The organism is Streptomyces sp. NBC_01092, assembly GCF_045039535.1.
GTDB lineage: Bacteria > Actinomycetota > Actinomycetes > Streptomycetales > Streptomycetaceae > Streptomyces.
On sequence record NZ_CP108659.1, the window covers coordinates 9959544 to 9983078 of the forward strand.

2 protein-coding genes are annotated in these 23535 nt (G+C 74.9%); both read left to right on the top strand.

From position 1 onward, the window contains the following. The first annotated feature begins 16 nt into the window (after nt 1-16). Nucleotides 17-1225: a glycosyltransferase gene (locus OG254_RS44540; protein ID WP_405593444.1), complete on the top strand. Its 1209-nt coding sequence runs from the start codon at nt 17-19 to the stop codon at nt 1223-1225. A gap of 238 nt (nt 1226-1463) precedes the next feature. Then, nucleotides 1464-23516, top strand: a complete 22053-nt coding sequence (locus OG254_RS44545) for a type I polyketide synthase (RefSeq protein WP_405593445.1) — start codon at nt 1464-1466, stop codon at nt 23514-23516. Nucleotides 23517-23535 lie beyond the last annotated feature (19 nt).

The window sequence follows — 23535 nt, forward strand, 5'->3', positions numbered from 1 at the left end:
AGAAAGGTCCGTCACCATGCGGGTGCTGTGCAGCATCACCGGCTCGCCCTCCCACGCGCGCGCCTGCCTGCCGCTCGTGCGCGCCCTCGGCGAGGCCGGACACGACGTCCTCGTCGTCACGGCCGACAAACTCGCCCCCGTCCTCGCCGGCGAGCGCGCCCGCGTCGAGGGCGTCTACCCCGACATCACCGCCCAGGGCATGCGGCTGCTGTTCGAGGGCAAGCTCCCCATCCCCAAGGAGTTCAGCCGCTTCGCCCACGAGCTGTGGGCCACCCTCGGCGCCGGCCCCCAACTCGCCGACGCCTACGGCCTGCTGCTGCCGCTCGCCCGCGAGTTCCGCCCGGACGTGATCCTGCGCGACGGCTACGAGTTCGCAGCGCTCCTCGTCGCCGAGACCCTCGGCGTGCCCCACGTGCCCGCGCCCTCCGGCTCGGGCCAGTTCCTCGACCCGCAGCTGCTGCTCCCGCTGCTGAACGACCGGCGCCGCGAACTCGGCCTGCCCGAGACCGACGACCCGGCCGCCGTCTACCGGCACGGGCGACTCGACTGCCTGCCCGCGCCCTACACCTTCGCCCGCCCCCTCGCCCCCGAAGCCGTCGCCTACCGCCAGCCCCGCACCGTCACCCGAGGCGAGAGCCTGCCCGACTGGTTCGCCGAACTGCCCGCCGACAAGCCCCTCGTACTCGCCTCCCTCGGCACCGGACTGCCCGGCACCGTCCTCGAATTCCTCGACAAGGCACGCGAGTTCGGCGCCCCCATCCCCGTCTACGACCCCGCCGAACCCCTCGACACCGTCGTCGAGGCCCTCTCCGAGCTGGACTGCGCCGCCGTCGTCTCCACGCTCGGCATGCCCGTGGACACCACCAAGGCAGCGCCCCACGTCCGCGTCGTCGACCGCTTCCCGCAGCAACTCCTCCTCGAACACGCCGCGTTGTTCGTCACCCACGGCGGCTACAACAGCATCCGCGAGGCCGTGCGCGCCGGCGTCCCCATGGCCGTACGGCCCATGTTCGGCGACCAGCAGTACAACGCGCTGCGCGTCGCCGACCTCGGCCTCGGCGAGCACATCGCGACCCGAGGAGCCGAACCCATGCTCCGCACCTGCCGCCGGCTGCTGGCCGACGAGAGCGTCGCCGACGAGGCGCGACGCGCCCAGAAGGAGATGCTCGCCCTGCCGGGTATCGACGCCGCCGTAACCCACCTGGAGCGCCTGGCCGTCAGGTGACGAGCCCCTTCCCGGACACCCGCGCCGACGCGGCCCCAGTGGCCCGTCGGCGCCGTCATGATCCCGGCGCACGGACCAGTCCTCGTGATTCCCCCAGTCGACTGTCCGAATAATCGAACCAGAAGCGCGAACGGATCAGGCCACACCCCCACATTCCCGGCCACCTCGCGCCCGACGCCCCCCACAGGTCCGGTCCAGTATCCGAAGACGTGGCGACGAGTCATCCGCGGGAGAGAACGTGTCCGATCAAGCTCGCTCCACCTCGGCCACCCGCCCCTTCGCGGGCACCCCACGCCCCTGGCTCCTCACCGGACGGGGCACACGGGCAGTACGGGAGCAGGCCCGCATCCTGCGGACCCTCGCACACGACGCGGCACCGGAGCGCATCGCGGCGGCCCTGCTGCACAGTGCCGACCCCGCCCACCCCTGTCGCGCCGCCCTCACCGCGACCACCCCCGACGACCTCGCCGCGGCCCTGGACGCGCTGGCCGACGGCACCCCCACCGAACACGTCACGGAGGGCCGGCCCACCGCCCGCGACAGCGGACCCGTCTTCGTCTTCCCCGGCCACGGTTCGCACTGGCCCGGCATGACCAGCGAACTCCTCGACACCTCACCGGTGTTCGCCCACCGCATGGCGGAGTGCGCCGACGCGCTCGCCCCACACCTGGACCACAACCCGGTCGACACCCTGCGCGGTGCGCACCCGCTGACCACGCCCGACGTCGCCCAGCCCGCCCTCTTCGCCGTCATGGTGTCGCTGGCCGCCCTCTGGGAGAGCGTCGGCGTACGGCCCGCGGCGGTCGTCGGTCACAGCCTCGGCGAGATCGCCGCGGCCTGCGTCGCCGGCGCCCTCACCCTCGACGACGCGGCCCGCGTCGCCGCGAGCTGGGGGACCGCACAGCGCACCCTGCAAGGGCGTGGCGAGATGGTGTCCGTGCTGATGCCCGTCGAGCGGCTGCGGGAACGCCTCGCGCCCTGGCACGGCAGGCTCCACCTCGCGGCCGTCAACGGCCCCGACAACGGCGTCGTCTCCGGCGACGCCGACGCCGCGGCCGAACTCCTCGCCGAACTCACCGCCGAAGGCGTCCGCGCCCGCACCGTCGACTACGGCGTCGCCGCCCACTCGCCGCACATCGACGCCATCACCGACCGCATCCGCGCCGACCTCGCCGCCCTCACCCCCCGCGCGGCCCGCGTCCCCCTCTACGCGTCCTCGGCCGGCACAGCCCTCGACGGCGTCACCCTCGACGCCGACCACTGGACCGCCGCGCTGCGCGACAGCGTCGAGTTCGTCGCCGCCGTCGGCACCGCACTCGACGCCGGCCACCGCCACTTCCTGGAGATCAGCCCGCACCCCCTGCTCACCCCCGGCCTGGAGACCGTCCTCACCCGGGCCGGCGTCACCGGCACCGTCCACACCACCCTGCGCCGCGGCGCCGGAGGCGCCGACCGCTTCCAGCGCGCGGTCGCCGAGTACTGGACCACCGGCGGCGACCCCGACTGGGCCGCCCTGCACGACCTCGCCACCGACCCGGCCGACCTGCCCGCCGAACTCGCCGACGCGGCCGCCGTCGAGGACCCCGACACCAGCGGCACGCCCCTCGGCGTCCAGGCCGCCGCCCTCCGCGACCGCCTCGCCGACCTGCCCGAACCCGACCGGCGCAGCGCCCTCGTCGACCTCGTCCGCACCCAGGTCGCCGACCTGCTCGAACTGCCCGGCGGCGCACCCGCGCACGTCTCCTTCCGCGACCAGGGCGTCGAGTCGGCCACCGCCGTCGCCCTGCGCGACCGCCTGCGCGCCGCGACCGGACTGCCCCTCGCCCCGACCGCCGCCTTCGACTACCCGACCCCCGCGGCCCTCGGCCACCACCTGCACGAGCAGCTCTACGGCGCCACCGCCCCCACCCCGGCCACCACCACCCGGCACGCGCACTCCGACGAACCCGTCGCCGTCGTCGGCATGGCCTGCCGCTTCGCCGGCGACGCCGACTCGCCCGAGGCCCTGTGGCAGCTCATCCTGGACGGCACCGACGCCGTCACCCCCCTGCCGGACGACCGCGGCTGGGACATCGAGGGACGCTACGACCCCAGCGGCACCGCACCCGGCGGCTTCCTCCAGCGCGAGGGCGGATTCCTGCGCGCCGCCGCCGACTTCGACGCCGCCTTCTTCGGCATCAGCCCGCGCGAGGCCCTCGCGATGGACCCGCAGCAGCGGCTGCTCCTTGAGACGACCTGGGAGGCGCTGGAGCGGGCGGGCATCGACCCGCTGTCCCTGCGCGGGTCGGCCACCGGCGTCTACCTCGGCCTCATGACGGTCGACTACGACCGCGCCGCCGCCAACGCCTCCACCGACGTCGCCGGTCACGTCCTGACCGGCAACGCCGTCAGCGTCGCCTCCGGCCGCATCTCCTACACCCTCGGCCTGGAGGGCCCCGCCCTCACCGTCGACACCGCCTGCTCCTCCTCCCTGGTCGCCCTGCACCTCGCTTGCCAGGCCCTGCGCTCCGGAGCCGCGACCATCGCCCTCGCAGGCGGCGCGACCGTCCTGCCGAGCCTGGAGATGTTCGCCGAGTTCTCCCGGCAGCGGGCCCTCGCCCCCGACGGCCGCTGCAAGGCCTTCTCCGCGACGGCCGACGGGTTCTCGCTCAGTGAGGGCGCCGGCATGCTCGTCCTGATGCCGCTGTCCGAGGCCCGGCGCCAGGGCCGCGAGGTCCTCGCGGTGATCCGCGGCAGCGCCATCAACCAGGACGGCGCCTCCAACGGCCTGACCGCCCCCAGCGGCCCCGCCCAGCAGCGCGTCGTCCGCCAGGCCCTCGCCGACGCCGGCCTGGAGCCCGCCGACGTGGACGCCGTCGAAGCCCACGGTACGGGCACCCGGCTCGGCGACCCCATCGAGGCACACGCCCTCACCGCCGCCTACGGCCAGGAGCGCGAGGAACCCCTGTGGCTGGGCTCGGTGAAGTCCAACATCGGCCACACGCAGGCCGCCGCCGGAGTCGCCGGTGTCATCAAGATGGTCATGGCCCTGCGCGAGGAACGCCTCCCGCGCACCCTCCACGCCGACGAGCCGTCCTCCCACATCGACTGGTCGTACGGCACGCTGCGACTGCTCCAGGAGGAACGCCCCTGGCCGCGCGGCGAACGCCCGCGCCGCGCGGGTGTGTCGTCGTTCGGCATCAGCGGTACGAACGCCCACCTGGTCCTCGAAGAGGCTCCCGCCATCGAGGAGTCGGCCGAGGAAGCGGTCACACCTCTGCCCGTGGTGCCGTGGGCCGTGTCGGCGCGCGGTGAGCAGGCACTGCGGGACCAGCTGGAACGCCTGACCGCACTCGACGCGAACCCGCTCGACATCGGCCTGTCCCTGGCCACCACCCGTGCCGTCCTCGACCACCGTGCCGTCGCCCTTCACCCCGGGCCCGTCGTCACCGGCGCGGTGTCGGAGGGGCGTACGGCTTGGATGTTCACGGGGCAGGGGAGTCAGCGACCCGGTATGGGCCGGGAGTTGTACGAGGCGTTCCCGGTGTTCGCGGCCGCGCTGGACGAGGCGTGCGCGCTGTTCGACGCCGAGCTCGGCTTTGAACGGCCGTTGAGGGACGTCCTGTTCGCCGAGGAGGCGGAGGACGGCACCGGGTATGCGCAGTCGGCGTTGTTCGCGTTGCAGGTGTCGTTGGTTGAGCTCCTGCGGTCGTGGGGTATGCGGCCGGAGCTGGTGTTGGGGCATTCGGTGGGGGAGTTCGCCGCCGCGTATGCGGCCGGTGTCCTCGAACTCACGGATGCTGTACGGCTGGTGGGGGCTCGTGCCCGGCTGATGCAGGCGCTGCCCGAAGGTGGCGCCATGGCCGCGATCGAGGCCTCCGAAGTCGAGGTCGCCGGGTGGCTGGTGGACGGCGCGGTGATCGCGGCCGTCAACTCGTCTTCGGCCCGGGTGGTGTCCGGTACCGAGGCGGCAGTCGAGGCCGTTGTCGAGCGGGCGCGGGATGCGGGGCGGCGGACGACCCGTCTGAAGGTCTCGCATGCGTTCCACTCGCCGTTGATGGAGCCGATGCTGGCGGAGTTCGCGGCCGTGGCCGAGCAGGTGAGCTACCACCGGGCGACGGTGGCGGCGATCAGTACGCTCACGGGCGCCCCGGTCGCCGACGGTGACTGGACGAGCGCCGCCTACTGGGCCGAGCAGATCGTCAAGCCGGTCCTGTTCCATGACGCGTTGGACTCGGCCCGTGCCCAGGGCGCCGCCCGTTTCCTGGAGATCGGCCCGGATCCGGTGCTGACCGCGCTGGCCGGTGACGTATCCGCCGTGTCGACCCTGCGCAAGGACCGCCCCGAACCCGAGACCCTCCTCACTGCCGTCGCCGAACTCTTCGTCCGAGGCGCCGACATCGACTGGTCCGCCCTCTTCGAGGGAACCGGCGCCCGCCGCGTCGACCTGCCCACCTACCCCTTCCAACGCCAGCGGTTCTGGCTGCCCGACCACGCCCGTCCTGCGCGCCCTGCCGAGGCCCAGGACGGCGTCGCCGACGGGGGCTTCTGGGACCTCGTCGACCAGGGAGACGCCGACTCGCTCGCCGGAGAGCTCGGCGTGGACAGCGGTGCCCCGCTGGACGCCGTCCTGCCGGTGCTTGCCGACTGGCGTCGTAAGCGCCGGGAGGAGTCGCTGCTGGCCGGGCTGCGGTACCGGATCACCTGGCGGCCCGTCCGGACGCCGGCCCCGAGCGGCCTCGACGGTGCCTGGCTGCTCGCGGTCGACGAGGACACTCCGGCCGAGCTGGTTGACGGGGCCGCCGGTGCGCTGCGGGCCGCCGGCGCCGAGGTGACGGTCGGGACCGGAACGGCCGCCGACCCGGAGACGTCGTACGCGGGCGTGGTGTCCCTGCTGGCCGACCCCGGGCACGTGCTGGCGCTGACGCAGGCGTACCCGGAGAGCCGGCTGTGGTGCGTGACCTTCGGGGCCGTGGCCGTGTCCGGCGACGAGGGCCCCTCGCGTCCCGAACAGGCCGCGGTGTGGGGTCTTGGCCGGGTCGTGGCGCTGGAGCAGCCGGACCGGTGGGGCGGGCTGCTCGACCTGCCGGACGATCCGCAACCCCGGCTCTGGCAGCGGGTCGTGGCCGTGCTCGCCGCCGGGGGAGCGGGGGAGGACCAACTCGCCGTGCGCGCGACGGGCCTGCACGCCGCCCGGCTGGTGCGCGACCGCTCGGCACGGACCGCGCGGTCCTGGCAGCCGAGCGGTACCGTCCTGGTCACGGGCGCGACCGGTGCCCTGGGCGGGCACCTCACCCGATGGCTGGCGACCGGCGGTGCGGAGCACCTCGTCCTCGTGTCGCGGCGCGGAGCCGACGCCCCCGGTGCCGCCGAACTCGCCGCGGAACTCGGTGAGTCGGGTGTCGCCGTCACCTTCGTCGCGGGCGACGTCGCCGACCGCGAGACCGTGGCATCCGTCCTGGACACCTACGCGCCGACGGCCGTCGTGCACGCCGCGGGCGTCCTCGACGACGGGCTCGCCGCCGACCTCACCCCCGAGCGACTGGCCCGCGTCCTGGCCGTGAAGGCCGAGGCCGCCCAGCACCTGCACGAGCTGACGCGGGAGCGGGAGCTGGACGCCTTCGTCCTGTTCTCGTCCATCACCGGAGTGCTGGGCAACGCCGGGCAGGCCGCCTACGCCGCCGCCAACGCCCGCCTCGACGCGCTCGCCCAGCACCGCCGCGCCACCGGCCTGCCCGCGACCTCGGTCGCCTGGGGGCCGTGGGGCGGTGGCGGCATGGCGGCCGACGAGACCGTCGCCGAGCACTTCCGCCGCCAGGGCATACGGCCCCTGCAGCCGTCCCGAGCCCTCGACGCACTGCGGCGCGCCCTCGACGAGGACGTCACCTGCACGACCGTCGTCGACGTCGACTGGCAGCGCTTCGCCGCCGCCGCGTACACCCCGCGCCCGCTGCTCGCCGACCTGCCCGAAGCCGCGCCAGCCGGCGCCGATGGCGTACCGGCCGCACCGGCCGCACCGGCCGCGGGCACCCTCGGCGCCGAACTGGCGGGCCGTACCCCCGCGGAGCAGGACCGGCTGCTGCTCGACCTCGTCCTCGACCAGGTCGCCGCCGTCCTCGGGCACGCCGACCGGACCGCCGTGGACGCAGGCCGCGCCTTCAAGGACCTCGGCTTCGACTCGCTGACCGGCGTCGCCCTGCGCCACCGGCTCGCCGCCACCACCGGGCTGTCCCTGCCCGCCACCCTCGTCTTCGACCACCCCACCCCGACCGCGCTCGCCGCGTTCCTGCGCACGCAGGTCCTCGGCGTCACCACGGACGAGATCGAGCGCGGCGGCCCCGCCCTCGCACCCGTCGGCGCCGACGACGACCCGGTCGTCATCGTCGGCATGGGCTGCCGCTTCCCCGGCGGTGTGACCACCCCCGACCAGCTGTGGGACCTGCTCGCCTCCGGCTCGGACGGCCTAACCCCGTTCCCCGCGGACCGCGGCTGGGACGTCGAGCGCCTCTACCACCCGGACCCCGGCCACTCCGGCACCACCTACGCGCGCGTCGGCGGATTCCTGCACGACGCCGCCGACTTCGACGCCGAACTGTTCGGCATCAGCCCGCGCGAGGCCCTCGCCATGGACCCGCAACAGCGCCTGCTGCTGGAGACGGCATGGGAGGCGCTGGAGCGCGCGGGCATCGACCCGCTGTCCCTGCGCGGATCGGCCACCGGCGTGTTCGCCGGCACCAACGGCCAGGACTACCGCGAGACCGCCCACACCCGGGGCGAGGACGTCGAGGGCTACGTCGCCACCGGCTCCGCCGCCAGCGTCCTGTCCGGCCGCCTCAGCTACACCCTCGGCCTGGAGGGCCCCGCCCTCACCGTCGACACCGCCTGCTCCTCCGCGCTGGTCGCGCTCCACCTCGCCGCGCAGGCCATCCGCCAGGGCGAGTGCCGCACCGCGCTGGCCGGCGGTGTCACCGTGATGGCGACGCCGGGCATCTTCGTCGAGTTCTCCCGTCAGCGTGCCCTGTCCGCCGACGGCCGCTGCAAGGCCTTCGCCGAGGGCGCCGACGGCACCGGCTGGTCCGAGGGCGCCGCCGTCCTCGTACTGGAACGCCTCTCCGACGCGCGTCGCGCCGGCCACCCCGTGCTCGCCGTGCTGCGCGGCTCCGCCGTCAACCAGGACGGCGCCTCCAACGGTCTGACCGCCCCCAACGGTCCCTCGCAGCAGCGGGTGATCCGGCAGGCGCTGACGGCGGCCGGACTGCGACCCGGCGACGTCGACGCGGTCGAGGCGCACGGCACCGGCACCGGCCTCGGGGACCCGATCGAGGCACAGGCCCTGCTCGCCACCTACGGCCAGGACCGCGACGAGCCCCTGTGGCTGGGCTCGGTGAAGTCCAACATCGGCCACACCCAGGCCGCGGCGGGAGCGGCCGGCGTCATGAAGATGGTGCTGGCCCTGCGCGCCGGGCAGCTGCCGCCCACCCTGCACGTCGACGCCCCGTCCAGCCGCGTCGACTGGGGCTCCGGTGCCGTACGCCTGCTCACCGAGGCACAGCCCTGGCCGCGCGGGGAACAACCGCGCCGGGCCGGTGTCTCCGCCTTCGGCATCAGCGGCACCAACGCCCACATCATCCTGGAGGAGCCGCCCGCCGCCGAGGCCGCCGCCCCGGCTCGCTCGACCGGCACCGTGCCCTGGATCCTCTCCGGCCGGACCCGCCAGGCCCTGCGCGACCAGGCCGCCCGCCTGGTCGCCCACCTCGCCGACCGGCCCGGCCTCGCCCCGGCGGACGTCGGCCGCACCCTGGCCACCGCCCGCGCCGCCCTCGACCACCGCGCCGTCCTGATCGGTGCCGACACCGACACCCTGACCGCGGCCGCCGCCGCGCTCGCCGACGGCGACACGACCACGCCGGTCACCTCGGTGGCGGGCGAGGGCCGCACGGTGTGGGCCTTCACCGGGCAGGGCAGCCAACGGCCGGGAATGGGCCGCGAGTTGTACGAGGCGTTCCCGGCGTTCGCCGCCGCGCTGGACGAGGTGTGCGCACTGCTGGACGCCGAGCCCGGCTTCGACACACCCCTGCGCACCGTGATGTTCGCCGCGCCGGACACCTCCGAGGCCGCCCTGCTGGGCCGCACCGGCTACGCACAGGCCGCACTGTTCGCCCTCCAGGTCGCACTCGCCGAACTGCTGCGCTCCTGGGGACTCGCCCCCGACGCGCTGGTCGGCCACTCCATCGGCGAGCTGGCCGCCGCCCACACCGCGGGCGTCCTCGAACTCCCCGACGCCGTACGGCTGGTGGCCGCCCGCGCCCGGCTGATGCAGGCCCTGCCCGAGGGCGGCGCGATGGCGGCGGTCGAGGCGGACCCCGAGGAGGTCGCGCCCTGGCTGACCGACGGCGCGGTCGTCGCCGCCGTCAACGGACCCGCCGCTGTGGTGGTCTCCGGCACGGAGGCCGCCGTCGACGCCGTGCTGACCCTCGCGCGCGAGCAGCGCCGGCGCGTCACCCGGCTCAAGGTGTCGCACGCCTTCCACTCGCCGCTGATGGAACCCATGCTGGCCGAGTTCGCCGCCGTCGCGGGCGACCTCACCTACCGGCGGCCCCGCATACCGGCCGTCAGCACCGTCACCGGCGGGCCCCTCGCCGCCGACGACTGGGCGAGCGCCGACTACTGGGTACGCCAGGTGCGCCGGCCCGTCCTCTTCCACGACGCCGTCCGCACGGTCACCGCCGAACTCGGCGCCACCCGTCTGCTGGAACTCGGCCCCGACCCGGTCCTCGCCGCCCTCGCCCAGCGCACCGCCCCCGACCTGACCGTGGCGGTCGCCGCCCTGCGCGCCGGCCGTGCAGAGCCCGCCGCCCTGCTCACCGCCGTGGGCGAACTGTTCGTACGCGGCACCCGAGTCGACTGGGCGGAGGTCCTGCGCGACACGGACGCCCGGCTGACCGACCTGCCCACCTACGCCTTCCAGCGCGAGCGCTTCTGGCTCCCGGACCGCGCAGCCCACCAGCCCGCCGGCCGAGGCTCCGAGGACGAGTTCTGGCAGCTCGTCGACACCGCCGACCCCGCCGCGGTGGCCCAGGAACTGGGCCTGCCCGAGCGCGCCTCGCTGGACGCGCTGCTTCCGGCCCTCACCCAGTGGCGGCGACGGCACGAGGAGCGCACCGCGCAGGACCGCCGGCGCTACCGCGTGGTGTGGAAGCCGGTGCCGATACCGCGCACCGCCCGCCTCACCGGCCGCTGGCTGATCGCCGCCCCGGCCGGCGCACAGGACCCCGACGCCTGCCTCGACGCACTGCGCGCAGCGGGCGCCGACGCCGAACTCCTCGCCCTGCCCGTGGCGCCGGACGCCGAGGAACTCGCCGCACACATCCGCGCATACGGCCCGGACGGCATCGTCGTCCTTCCGGACAGCGGCGCTGCCCTCCCGACGCCCCATCTGAACCTCCTGCACGCCCTGGCCGCCGCCGGACTGGAGACCCCCGTGTGGGCCGTGACCCGGTCCGCCGTCGCCGTCACGGCCGGGGAAGCCCTCACCCACCCCGACCAGGCGCAGATCTGGGGCTTCGGCCGCACCGCCGCCCTCGAACAGCCGCAGCGCTGGGGCGGCCTCGTCGACCTCCCGGACGACGCCGGCCCGGGCGCCTGGCAGCGCCTCGCCGCCGTCCTCGCCGCCCCCGGCCCGGAGGACCAGCTGGCCGTCCGCGCCTCCGGCGTCCACGCCGCCCGCCTCGCCCACGACGTCCCCAGCCCCACCGCGGCCCCCGCACTGCCGGCCCCGCGCGGCACCGTACTGATCACCGGCGGCACGGGCGCACTCGGCGCCCACGTCGCCCGACGCCTCGCCGACCTCGGCGCCGAACACCTGCTGCTGGTCTCCCGCAGCGGCGCCCACGCACCCGGCGCCGACGCCCTGCGCGACGAACTGACCGTCCGCGGCGCCCATGTCACCCTCGCCGCCTGCGACGTCGGCGACCGCGACGCACTGGCCGCACTGATCGCCGCGATCCCGGCCGAGACACCCCTGACCGGCGTCATCCACACCGCCGGGCTCCCCCAGAACACCCCGCTCACCGACACCACCCCGAACAGCCTCGCCCAGGTGGTCTCCGCCAAGGCCACCGGGGCGAGGCACCTCCACGAGCTGACCGCCGGCCTCGACCTCGACCTGTTCGTGCTGTTCTCGTCCGTCGCCGCCGTCTGGGGCAGCGGCGGACAGGCCGCCTACGCCGCCGGCAACGCCTACCTCGACGCGCTCGCCCAGCACCGCCGCGCCACCGGCCTGCCCGCGACCTCCGTCGCCTGGGGCCCGTGGGGCGGCGGCGGAATGGCCGCCGACGAGGGAGTCGCCGAGCATCTCACCGGCCGGGGCCTCGCCCTCCTCACGCCGGACAGCGCCCTCACCGCACTGGAGCAGGCACTCCTCGCCGACCGCACCTGTGTGACCGTCGCGGACGTGGACTGGGAACGCTTCGCCCCCACCTTCACCTTCACCCGCCCCAGCCCGCTCATCGCCGACCTGCCCGACGTCATCGCCGCCCAGGCCGCCACGACCGACGCACGCGACGCATCCGACACTCCCGAGGGCGAACTCGCCCGCACCCTGCGCGCCTTGCCGCCGGCCGAACAGGACCGCACGCTCCTGCACGTCGTACAGTCCCAGGTCGCCGCCGTCCTCGGCCACGCCTCCCCGGCCGTCATCGACCCGCAACGCGCCTTCAAGGACCTCGGGTTCGACTCCCTCACGGCCGTCGACCTGCGCAACCGGCTCGCCGCGAGCACCGAACTCGCCCTGCCGACCACGCTCGTCTTCGACCACCCGACCCCGGCCGCCCTCACCACCCACCTGCGCGACCGCCTCCTCGGCGGCGGCGTGGAAGCCGTGGCCGCGGTCGCCCGCGTGGCCGACGACGAGCCCATCGCCGTCATCGGCATGGGCTGCCGCTTCCCCGGCGGCATCCAGTCCCCGGAAGACCTCTGGGACATGCTGACGGCCGGCGAGCACCGCATGTCGCCGTTCCCGGACGACCGCGGCTGGGACGTCCCCGGCCTGCTGGAGTCCACCTCGGCGGCCCTCGGCGCCCCCTTCGCCGGACGCGGCGGCTTCATCCCGGACGTCGCGGGCTTCGACGCCGAGCTGTTCGGCATCTCCCCGCGCGAGGCGCTCGCGATGGACCCGCAGCAGCGGCTGCTGCTGGAGACGGCGTGGGAGGCCCTGGAGCGCGCGGGCATCGCCCCGACCTCCCTGCGCGGCACGGCGACGGGCGTATACGCGGGTGTCTCCGCCAACGGCTACGGCGGCTCCGTGCACGAGGCCGACGGCGACTCCGCCGGCTACCTGCTCACCGGAAGCACCCCCAGCGTCGCCTCCGGCCGCCTCTCCTACGTCCTCGGCCTCGAAGGCCCGGCCGTCTCCGTCGACACCGCCTGCTCCTCCGCCCTGGTCGCCCTGCACCTCGCCTGCCAGGCCCTGCGCTCCGGCGAGTGCGACACGGCCCTCGCGGGCGGCGCCACCGTCATGGCCAACCCGACGGCCTTCGTGGAGTTCTCCCGCCAGCGCGGCCTCGCCCCTGACGGCCACTGCAAGCCGTTCGCCGAGGCGGCCGACGGCACGGGCTGGTCCGAGGGCGCCGGCGTCCTGGTCCTCATGCGCCGCTCCGAGGCCGAACGGCGCGGCCACCGGGTCCTGGCCCTCGTACGGGGGTCGGCCGTCAACCAGGACGGCGCCTCGAACGGTCTGACCGCCCCCAACGGGCCCTCCCAGCAGCGCGTGATCCGCCAGGCGCTCGCCGCGGCCGCTCTTCGTCCCGGCGACGTGGACGCGGTCGAGGCACACGGCACGGGCACCCGTCTGGGCGACCCGATCGAGGCGCAGGCCCTGCTCGCGGCCTACGGTCAGGACCGCGACGAGCCCCTGTACCTCGGGTCGATCAAGTCCAACATCGGACATACCCAGTCCGCCGCGGGTGTCGCCGGCATCATCAAAATGGTCATGGCCCTGGCCGCCGAGCGCCTGCCGCGCACGCTGCACGTCGACGCCCCGTCCTCCCATGTCGACTGGACCGCCGGCGCGGTACGTCTCCTCACCGACGAGCACGACTGGCCACGCGGCGAACGCCCGCGCCGCGCGGGTGTGTCGTCGTTCGGCATCAGCGGTACGAACGCCCACGTCATCCTCGAAGAGGCCCCGACCGCCCCGGTGACGGAGCCGGAGGAACGGCACGGCACGCCGCCCGTGGTGCCGTGGGTCGCGTCCGCACGCACGGCCACGGCCCTCCAGGCCCAGCTCGAACGACTGACCCAGCTCGACGCCGACCCGCTCCACATCGGCCTGTCCCTGGCCACCGGCCGCGCCACGCTCGAACACCGGGCGGTACTCGGTGTGACCGAGACGCCGATCACGGGATCGGTCATCGAGGGCCGTACGGCGTGGATGTTCACGGGGCAGGGGAGTCAACGGCCCGGTATGGGCCGGGAGTTGTATGAGGCTTTCCCGGTGTTCGCGGGGGCGCTGGATGAGGTGTGCGGGCTGTTGGATGCCGAGCTCGGTTTCGAGCGGCCGTTGCGGGACGTGCTGTTCTCCGAGGAGGCAGAGCACGGGACCGGGTATGCGCAGTCCGCGTTGTTCGCGTTGCAGGTGGCGCTGGTGGCGTTGCTGCGGTCGTGGGGGGTGGCGCCGGGTGTGGTGCTGGGGCATTCGGTGGGCGAGTTCGGCGCCGCGTATGCGGCCGGTGTGTTTGAACTGGCTGATGCGGTGCGGCTGGTGGGGGCTCGTGCCCGGCTGATGCAGGCGCTGCCCGAAGGTGGCGCCATGGCAGCGATCGAGGCCTCGGAAGTCGAGGTCGCGGAGTGGCTGGTGGACGGTGCGGTGATCGCGGCCGTCAACTCGCCTACGGCCATCGTGGTGTCCGGCACCGAGCCCGCCGTCCAGACCGTCGCCGAGCGGGCCAGGGGCGAGGGGCGGCGGACGACCCGCCTGAACGTCTCGCACGCGTTCCACTCGCCGCTGATGGAACCGGTGCTGGCCGAGTTCACGACGGTGGCCGAGCAGGTGACCTACCACCGGCCGACCGTCGTGGCGATCAGCACCCTCACGGGCGCCCCGCTGTCCGACGGAGACTGGACGAGCGCTGCCTACTGGGGCGAGCAGATCGTCAAGCCCGTGCGCTTCTACGACGCGTTGGACGCGGCCCGCGCGCACGGTGCCGCGCGCTTCCTGGAGATCGGCCCCGATCCCGTACTGACCGCGCTGGCCGGCGACGTATCGGCCGCCGCGACCCTGCGCAAGGACCGCCCCGAACCGGAGACGCTGCTCACTGCCGTCGCCGAACTCTTCGTCCGAGGCACCGACATCGACTGGTCCGCCCTCTTCGAAGGCACCGGCGCCCGCCGCGTCGACCTGCCCACCTACCCCTTCCAACGCCAGCGGTACTGGCTCGAACCCACCCGCCCCGTCCTCGACGCCGGCGGGCTCGGACTCGGTGTCACGCGGCATCCGATGCTCGGTGCCGCCGTACGGCTGGCCGGTTCCGACACGGCTGTCCTCACGTCGCGGCTTTCCGTGCGCACCCACCCGTGGCTCGGGGACCACACGGTCGACGGCACGGTCGTCGTCCCCGGCACCGCGCTGCTCGAACTCGCCGTGCAGGCAGCCGATCACGTAGGCCTGTACGGCGTGGACGACCTGACGCTGCGCGCCCCGCTGGTGCTGGCGCACGACAGTGCCGTACAGGTGCAGACGTCGGTCGACCCGGCCGAGGGCGACGGAAGTCGTCCCGTGCGCATCCACGCCCGACCGGACGGCGCGCCCGACGACGAGCCCTGGACGCTGCACGCCACGGGCACCCTTGGCGCGGCCCGGTCCGCCGTGCCCGACTGGGACCTGCGGGTCTGGCCGCCCGCCGGTGCCGAGCCCGTCGCGGTCGACGACCTGTACGCGCGTCTTGCCGAGACGGGCATGGTGTACGGGCCGGCGTTCCAGGGGCTGCGTTCCCTCTGGCGTGCGGGCGGCGAGCTGTTCGTCGAGGCCGAGCTGCCCGAGCACACGGCCGATGAGGCTGCCGGTTTCGCCCTGCACCCCGCTCTCCTCGACGCCGTGCTGCACGCGCTCGGCATCGACGACACCGAGGCCGACGGGGAGGCGGGGGAGGGGCGTCGGAAGGCGCTGCTGCCCTTCCTGTGGTCCGGCGTTCACCCGTCGGCCGTCGGAGCCTCAGCCGTCCGGGCCCGGCTGACCGTCCGTGCGCCTGGCGAGGTCGCTCTGCGGATCGCCGACGCCGCGGGTGAACCGGTCGCCGAGATCGGTCAGTTGGTGCTGCGTCCGGTGGCGGCCGGCGAGGTCGGTGCCAGTAGTGCCCGGCATTTGTACCGGATGCAGTGGATGCCGGTGCCCGCGTCGTCGGCAGGGACGGCCACGGGCCTCGCCGTGCTCGGCGACGCCGCGTCCCTCCCGGCCGATTCCGGGGTCACCGTCCTCCCCGACCTCGCGGCGCTCTCGGCCGCCGAGACGGCTCCTACGACCGTCCTGCTGACCGTACCCGCGGGGCAGGCCCCGGCCGAGGCGGCGTCCGGTGTGCTCACCGCACTCCAGGGGTGGCTGGCCGAACCCGGCCCGACCGCCGGCCGTCTGGTCGTGGTCACCACCGGAGTCCGCACCGACCCGGCAGCCGCCGCCGTATGGGGTCTCGTCCGCACGGCGATCAGCGAGCACCCCGACCGGTTCGCGCTGGCCGACACCGACGAGGCGCCCGAGTCGTGGCGGACGCTGACCGAACAGCTCGGCGCCCTGGTCGACGGGGGAGCGACCCAACTCGCCTTCCACGACGGCCAGGTGCTCCAGCCCCGCCTCACCCGGGTGACGGACGCGGCGACCGGCGACCCGGGCCGGCCGGGCGACGGCACCGTCCTGATCACCGGTGGCACCGGCGGGCTGGGCGCCCTGGTCGCGCGGCACCTCGTCACCGCCCACGGCGTACGCGATCTGCTGCTGCTCTCGCGCAGCGGCCCGGAAGCTCCCGGCGCCGACGAACTGGTCCGCGAGCTCACCGCCCACGGGGCCAGGGTCGCCGTCGCCGCCTGTGACGTCGCCGACCGTGCGGCGCTCGAATCGGCCCTGTCCGGCGTGCCGCTGAGTGCCGTGGTGCACACGGCGGGCGTGCTCGACGACGGTGTACTCACGGACCTCACCCCCGAACGACTGGCGCGGGTTCTCGCGGCAAAGGCCGAATCCGCCCTGCTTCTGGAGGAGTTGACGGCCGACCGCGAGCTGAGCGCGTTCGTGCTGTTCTCCGCCGTCGCCGGAGTCGTCGGCTCCGCCGGGCAGGGTGCCTACGCCGCCGCCAACGCCGCGCTCGACGCCCTCGCCGCCCGCCGCCACGCGCGCGGCCTGCCGGCCACGTCCCTGGCCTGGGGCATGTGGGAGCACGCCGCAGGCATGGGCGGCCGTCTCACCGACGCCGACGTGGCCCGTATGCGCCGCCTCGGCTACCCGGCGCTGGCCACCGACGACGCGCTCGCCCTCCTCGACGACGCGCTGCGCAGCGGCGAACCGGCCCTCGTGCCCGCCGCCCTCGACACCGCCGCGCTGGCCGCACGAGGCGACGCGCTGCCCGCCGTACTGCAGGGCCTGGTGCCCGCAGCGCGCCGCAGGCGCTCGGCCAGCCGGACCGCGGGCGGCGCGGACGTCCCGCTCGCCGCCCGACTGCGCGGCCTGCCCCGCGCCGAGCAGGACCGCGCCCTGCTCGACCTGGTGCAGACACAGGTCGCCGCCGTGCTCGGCCATGTCGACGCCGCTGCCGTGGACCCCTCCCGGGCCTTCAAGGACATCGGCTTCGACTCCCTCACCGCCGTGGACCTGCGCAACCACCTCGGCACCGCGACCGGGCTGCGCCTCCCGGCGACCCTGGTCTTCGACCACCCCAGCCCGAGCGCCCTCGCCGCGTTCGTGCACCGCGAACTCCTCGGCGAGGACCCGGCGCACGAGCCCGCCGCCGCGACCGCACGGCCGTCCGGCAGCGATGAACCCGTCGCGATCGTCGGCATGGGCTGCCGCTACCCCGGCGGCATCACCTCCCCCGAGGACCTGTGGCGCCTGGTCGCCGACGGCGGCGACGGCATCACCGGCTTCCCGACCGACCGCGGCTGGGACCTCGACGGGCTCTACGACCCGGACCCCGACCGGCCCGGCACCGCGTACGTCCGCGAAGGCGGATTCCTGCACGACGCCGCCGAGTTCGACGCCGAGCTGTTCGGCATCTCCCCGCGCGAGGCCCTCGCGATGGACCCGCAGCAGCGGCTGCTGCTGGAGACGGCGTGGGAGGCGCTGGAGCGGGCGGGCATCGACCCGACCTCCCTGCGCAGCACCGACACCGGCGTCTACGCGGGCCTCATGTACCACGACTACGCGGCCCGTCTGCACACCGTGCCCGACGAGGTCGAGGGCTACCTCGGCAACGGCAACGCGGGCAGCGTCTTCTCCGGCCGCATCGCCTACGTGTTCGGCTTCGAGGGCCCCGCAGTCACCGTCGACACCGCCTGCTCGTCCTCCCTGGTCGCCCTGCACCTGGCCTGCCAGGCCCTGCGCTCCGGCGAGTGCGGTACGGCGCTGGCCGGTGGCGTGACCGTGATGGCCACCCCGCAGACCTTCGTGGAGTTCTCTCGCCAGCGCGGCCTGGCCGCCGACGGGCGCTGCAAGTCGTTCGCCGACGGCGCCGACGGCACGGGCTGGGCCGAGGGCGCCGGCGTCCTGGTGCTCATGCGCCTGTCCGAGGCCCGCCGCCGGGGACACCGGGTGCTCGGCGTGATCCGCGGCACCGCCGTCAACCAGGACGGCGCCTCGAACGGTCTGACCGCTCCCAACGGTCCCTCCCAGCAGCGCGTGATCCACCAGGCCCTGAGCGCCGCCGGGCTCACTCCCGGCGACGTGGACGCGGTGGAGGCCCACGGCACGGGCACCCGTCTGGGCGACCCGATCGAGGCACAGGCCCTGCTCGCGGCCTACGGTCAGGACCGCGACGAGCCCCTGTACCTCGGGTCGATCAAGTCCAACATCGGGCACACGCAGGCCGCGGCCGGTGTCGCCGGTGTCATCAAGATGGTGATGGCGCTGCACGCCGAGCGCCTGCCGCGCACTCTGCACGTGGACGAGCCGTCCTCGCACGTCGACTGGGAGGCGGGCGCGGTACGTCTCCTCACCGACGAGCACGAGTGGCCACGCGGCGAACGCCCGCGCCGGGCCGGCGTGTCCTCGTTCGGCATCAGCGGCACCAACGCCCATGTCGTCGTCGAGGAGCCCCCGGCCGCGGGCCGGGCCCCCGACACCACCCCTGCGGTCCGGCTCCCGCTCATCCCCTGGACCGTCTCCGCCCGCACGGCCGACGCCCTGCGCGCCCAGACCGAGCGCTTGGCCTCCGCGACCGGCGACCCGCTCGACATCGGCCTCTCCCTGGCCACGACCCGGGCGAAGCTCGAACACCGGGCGGTACTCGGTGTGACCGAGACGCCGATCACGGGATCGGTCATCGAGGGCCGTACGGCGTGGATGTTCACGGGGCAGGGGAGTCAACGGCCCGGTATGGGCCGGGAGTTGTATGAGGCGTTCCCGGTGTTCGCGGGGGCGCTGGATGAGGTGTGCGGGCTGTTGGATGCCGAGCTCGGTTTCGAGCGGCCGTTGCGGGAGGTGTTGTTCGCCGAGGAGGCGGAGGACGGGACTGGATATGCGCAGTCGGCGTTGTTCGCGCTGCAGGTGTCGTTGGTTGAGCTGCTGCGGTCGTGGGGCATGCGGCCGGAGCTGGTGTTGGGGCATTCGGTGGGCGAGTTCGCCGCCGCCTACGCGGCAGGGGTGTTCACGCTCTCCGATGCCGCACGGCTGGTGGGCGCTCGTGCCCGGCTGATGCAGGCGCTGCCCGAGGGCGGCGCCATGGCCGCGATCGAGGCATCCGAAGTCGAGGTCGCCGGGTGGCTGGTGGACGGTGCGGTGATCGCGGCCGTCAACTCACCGACGGCTGTGGTGGTGTCTGGTACCGAGGCTGCCGTCCAGGCCGTTGCCGAGCGGGCACGGGACGAGGGACGGCGGGCCAGGCGACTGCAGGTGTCCCACGCCTTCCACTCGCCGTTGATGGAGCCGATGCTGGCCGAGTTCACGGCTGTGGCCGAACAGGTCTGCTTCGACCGGCCGGCAGTGGCGGCTGTCAGCACGCGCACGGGCGCCCCGGTCGCCGACGGTGACTGGACGAGCGCCGCCTACTGGGCCGAGCAGATCGTCAAGCCGGTCCTGTTCCATGAGGCGTTGGACTCGGCGCGAGTTCAGGGCGCCGCCCGCTTCCTGGAGATCGGCCCGGATCCGGTGCTGACCGCGCTCGCCGGTGACGTATCCGCCGTGTCGACCCTGCGCAAGGACCGCCCCGAACCGGAGACGCTGCTCACGGCCGTCGCCGAACTCTTCGTCCGAGGCGCCGACATCGACTGGTCCGCCCTCTTCGAGGGAACTGGCGCCCGCCGCGTCGACCTGCCCACCTACCCCTTCCAACGCCAGCGGTACTGGCTCGACGCCCCGCCCGCCGCCACGGACGCCGACGGGCTGGGCCTGGCCCGGACGGACCACCCGCTGCTGGGTGCCGCCGTGCCGGTGGCCGGTTCGGACACCGTGCTGCTCACGTCGAGCCTGTCGGTGCGGACGCACCCCTGGCTGGCCGATCACGCCGTGTCCGGTTCCGTCGTGGTGCCGGGCACGGTCCTCGTGGAGCTCGCGCTTCAGGCCGGAGAGGGCGTGGGCGCCGGGCAGGTGGCCGAACTGGCTCTGCGCGCCCCGATCGTGCTGCCAGAGCGCGGCGCCGTACAGCTCCAGATCGCCGTGGGGGCCGAGGGAACCGAGGAGGCCGAGGACGCGCCGGACGGTGGCCGCACGCTCCACGTCTACGCCCGTCCGCAGGAGGCCGGACCCGACGAGCCCTGGACGCTGCACGCCTCGGGCACCCTGGACGCCGAACCGCCCGCCCCCGACTGGGACTTGAGGGTGTGGCCGCCCGCCGACGCCGAGCCCGTGGAGTTCGGCGATCTGTACGACCGGCTCACCGCGGCCGGCCTCGGATACGGCCCCGCCTTCCGTGGCCTGCGTCGGGTCTGGCGGCACGAGGGCCGGCTGTACGTGGAGGCCGAACTGCCCGAGCCCGTGGCCGGGGACGCCCCGTCCTACGGCCTGCACCCGGCGCTGCTGGACACCGTCCTGCACGGCCTCGGCCTGCACGAGGAGACCACCGACGGCTCGCTGCCCTTCCTGTGGTCCGGCGTGCGCCTGACCGCCGTGGGCGCCGGTACCGTCCGGGCCTGCCTCACCCCGCGCGGCGCCGGGGACATCGCCCTGCGCATCGCGGACGCGACGGGTGAACCGGTCGCCGAGATCGACTCGCTCGTCCTGCGCACCCTGTCCCCGGGCCGCCTCGCCGCCACCAGCGGACCTGACGACCTGTACCGGCCGTACTGGACCCCGGCGCAGGAGGTGGGCGGCGAACCGGAGCTCGCGGTGTGGACGGTCGTCGGCCCCACCCCGCCGGCCGGTGTCCCCGCCACCCTGCACCCCGACCTCGACGCGCTGGCCGCGGCCGGCGACGTGCCCGGCACGGTGCTGCTGCCGGTCGGCCGTGCCGACGGAGCGGACGTCGCCGACACGGTGGCGGGCGTCCTGACCCGGCTGCAGGAGTGGCTGGCCGACGAGCGATGCGCCGCGTCCCGCCTCGTCGTGCTGACGACCGGAGCCGTACGGGTCGAGAGCGCCGGGGACGGGGCGCCGGATGTCGCCGCGGCCGGTGTGTGGGGGCTGGTGCGCAGCGCGATCAGCGAGAACCCCGGCCGGTTCGCCCTCGCCGACGCCGATGACGACCCTGCCTCCCTGGACGCGCTCGCCAAGGTCCTGCGCGCCACCGACGAGACGCAGTTCGCGGTACGCGCGGGCCGGGTGTGGTTGCCGCGTCTCGTCCGGATGGCCGCCGACGGGGTACTCGCCCCGCCGTCCGGCGCCGGTGACGCATGGCGCATGGACATCGTCGATCAGGGCCGCCTCGACGGCATCGCCCTCGTCCCCGAGGAGCGGCGCCCGCTCGGCCCCGGTGAGGTCCGCGTCGCGATGCGCGCGGCCGGTGTCAACTTCCGCGATGTGCTGAACGTCCTGGGCATGTACCCCGGGGACGCCGGGCGGATGGGCCTGGAAGGCGCGGGCGTCGTCGTCGAGACCGGGCCCGGCGTGGACCGCCTGGCCGTCGGGGACCGGGTGATGGGCATGCTCGACGCCGCCTTCGGCCCCACCGCCGTGGCCGACGCCCGGCAGCTCGCGCCGATCCCGCAGGGCTGGACGTACGAACAGGCCGCGTCCGTGCCGATCGTGTTCCTCACCGCCTACTACGCCCTGGTCGACCTCGCCGGGCTCAAGTCGGGCGAGTCCGTGCTGATCCACGCCGCCGCGGGTGGCGTCGGCATGGCCGCCGTGCAGCTCGCCCGGCATCTCGGGGCCGAGGTGTACGCGACGGCGAGCGAGGCCAAGTGGCCCGCCGTGCGGGAGCTCGGCGTCCCCGCCGACCGCGTCGCCTCCTCCCGTACGACCGAGTTCGAGGACCGCTTCCGGGCGGACGGCGTCGACGTCGTCCTCGACTCGCTCGCCGGGGAGTTCGTGGACGCCTCGCTGCGGCTGCTGCGGCCCGGCGGACGGTTCGTCGAGATGGGCAAGACCGACATCCGCGACGCGGGAGTGGTCGCCGCCGAGCACGGGGTGTCGTATCAGGCCTTCGACCTGGTGGAGGCCGGACCCGACCGCGTCGGCGAGATTCTCGCCGCTCTGCTGGACCTGTTCGAGCAGGGCGCGCTGCGACCGATCCCGGTGACCGCCTTCGACATCGCCCGCGCCCCCGAGGCACTGCGGCTGCTCCAGCAGGCCAAGCACGTCGGCAAGGTCGTCCTGACCGTGCCCGCGCCCTGGTCCAGGCCGGGCACCGTGCTGATCACCGGCGGCACCGGCGGCCTCGGCGCGCTACTCGCCCGGCACCTCGTCGAACGGCACGGCGTCCGCGACCTGCTGCTGCTGTCCCGGCGCGGACCCGAGGCACCCGGCGCCGCCGAACTGCGCGCCGCGCTCGCCGAGTCGGGAGCACGGGCCGACGTCGTCGCCTGCGACGTGAGCGACCGCGAGCAGCTCGCCGCCGTCCTCGACGGCGTCCCGCTGAGCGCGGTCGTGCACACGGCCGGCGTCCTCGACGACGGCATCCTCACCGGCCTCACCGGCGAGCGGCTCACCCGCGTCCTGGCCGCCAAGACCGACGCGGCCCGGCATCTGCACGAGCTGACCGCCGGTCACCACCTGGACGCTTTCGTGCTGTACTCGTCCGTCGCCGGAGTCATCGGCTCCGCCGGACAGGCCGCGTACGCCGCCGCCAACGCCGCCCTCGACGCGCTGGCCACCGCCCGCCGCGCCCAAGGGCTGCCCGCGGTGTCCCTCGCCTGGGGCATGTGGGAGACCGAGGCGGGCATGGGCGGCACCCTGTCGCGGGCCGAACTCGCCCGCATGCGCCGCCAGGGCTTCCCCGCCCTGCCCGGCGACCAGGCCCTCGCCCTGCTCGACGCCGCCCTGCGCGTCAACGAACCCGTCGCGGTCCCCGTCGCATTGCGCCCGGCCGCGCTCGCCGAACACGCCGACCACCTGGCCGGCGTCCTGCGTGACCTCGTCCCCGCCGCCCGCAGGCGCAAGGCCGCCGCACGCGACGCGTCCGGCACCGCCGAGAACCTCACCGCGCGGCTCGCCGCCCTGACCGTTCCCGAACAGGACCAGCTGCTGCTGGACCTGGTCCGCGCCCAGGTGGCCGCCGTACTCGGCCACTCCTCGCCCGCCTCCGTCGAACCCACCCGCGCCTTCAAGGACATCGGCTTCGACTCCCTCACCGCCGTCGACCTGCGCAACCGGATCGGCGCCGCCACCGCGCTCGCCCTCCCGGCCACGCTGGTCTTCGACCACCCCACCCCGGAGGACCTGGTACGGCTGCTGCGCGACCGGCTCCTCGCCGACACGGCCGCGCCCGCGCCGGACGCCTCGGCCGACGACGGCATCGACCCGCAGGTACGTGACCTGCTGACCACGATCCCGATGGCCCGGCTCCGCGAGTCCGGCGTGCTCGACATGCTGCGCCGGCTCGCCGACCGGCCCGCCGGCACGGGCCCCGACGACGTGCGGCCCGCCGCCCCCGCCGAACAGCCCCGACAGCCCGAATCCCTGGACGCGATGGGCGCCGACAGCCTCGTCCAGCTGGCCCTGAAGCGAGTGCAGCGACCGGCGTGAACGCCGGTGCCGGCCGGCA

Excerpts from the sequence above, each read along its gene's own strand:
- OG254_RS44540 (WP_405593444.1), top strand. The coding sequence starts at position 17 with ATGCGGGTGCTGTGCAGCATCACCGGCTCGCCCTCCCACGCGCGCGCC.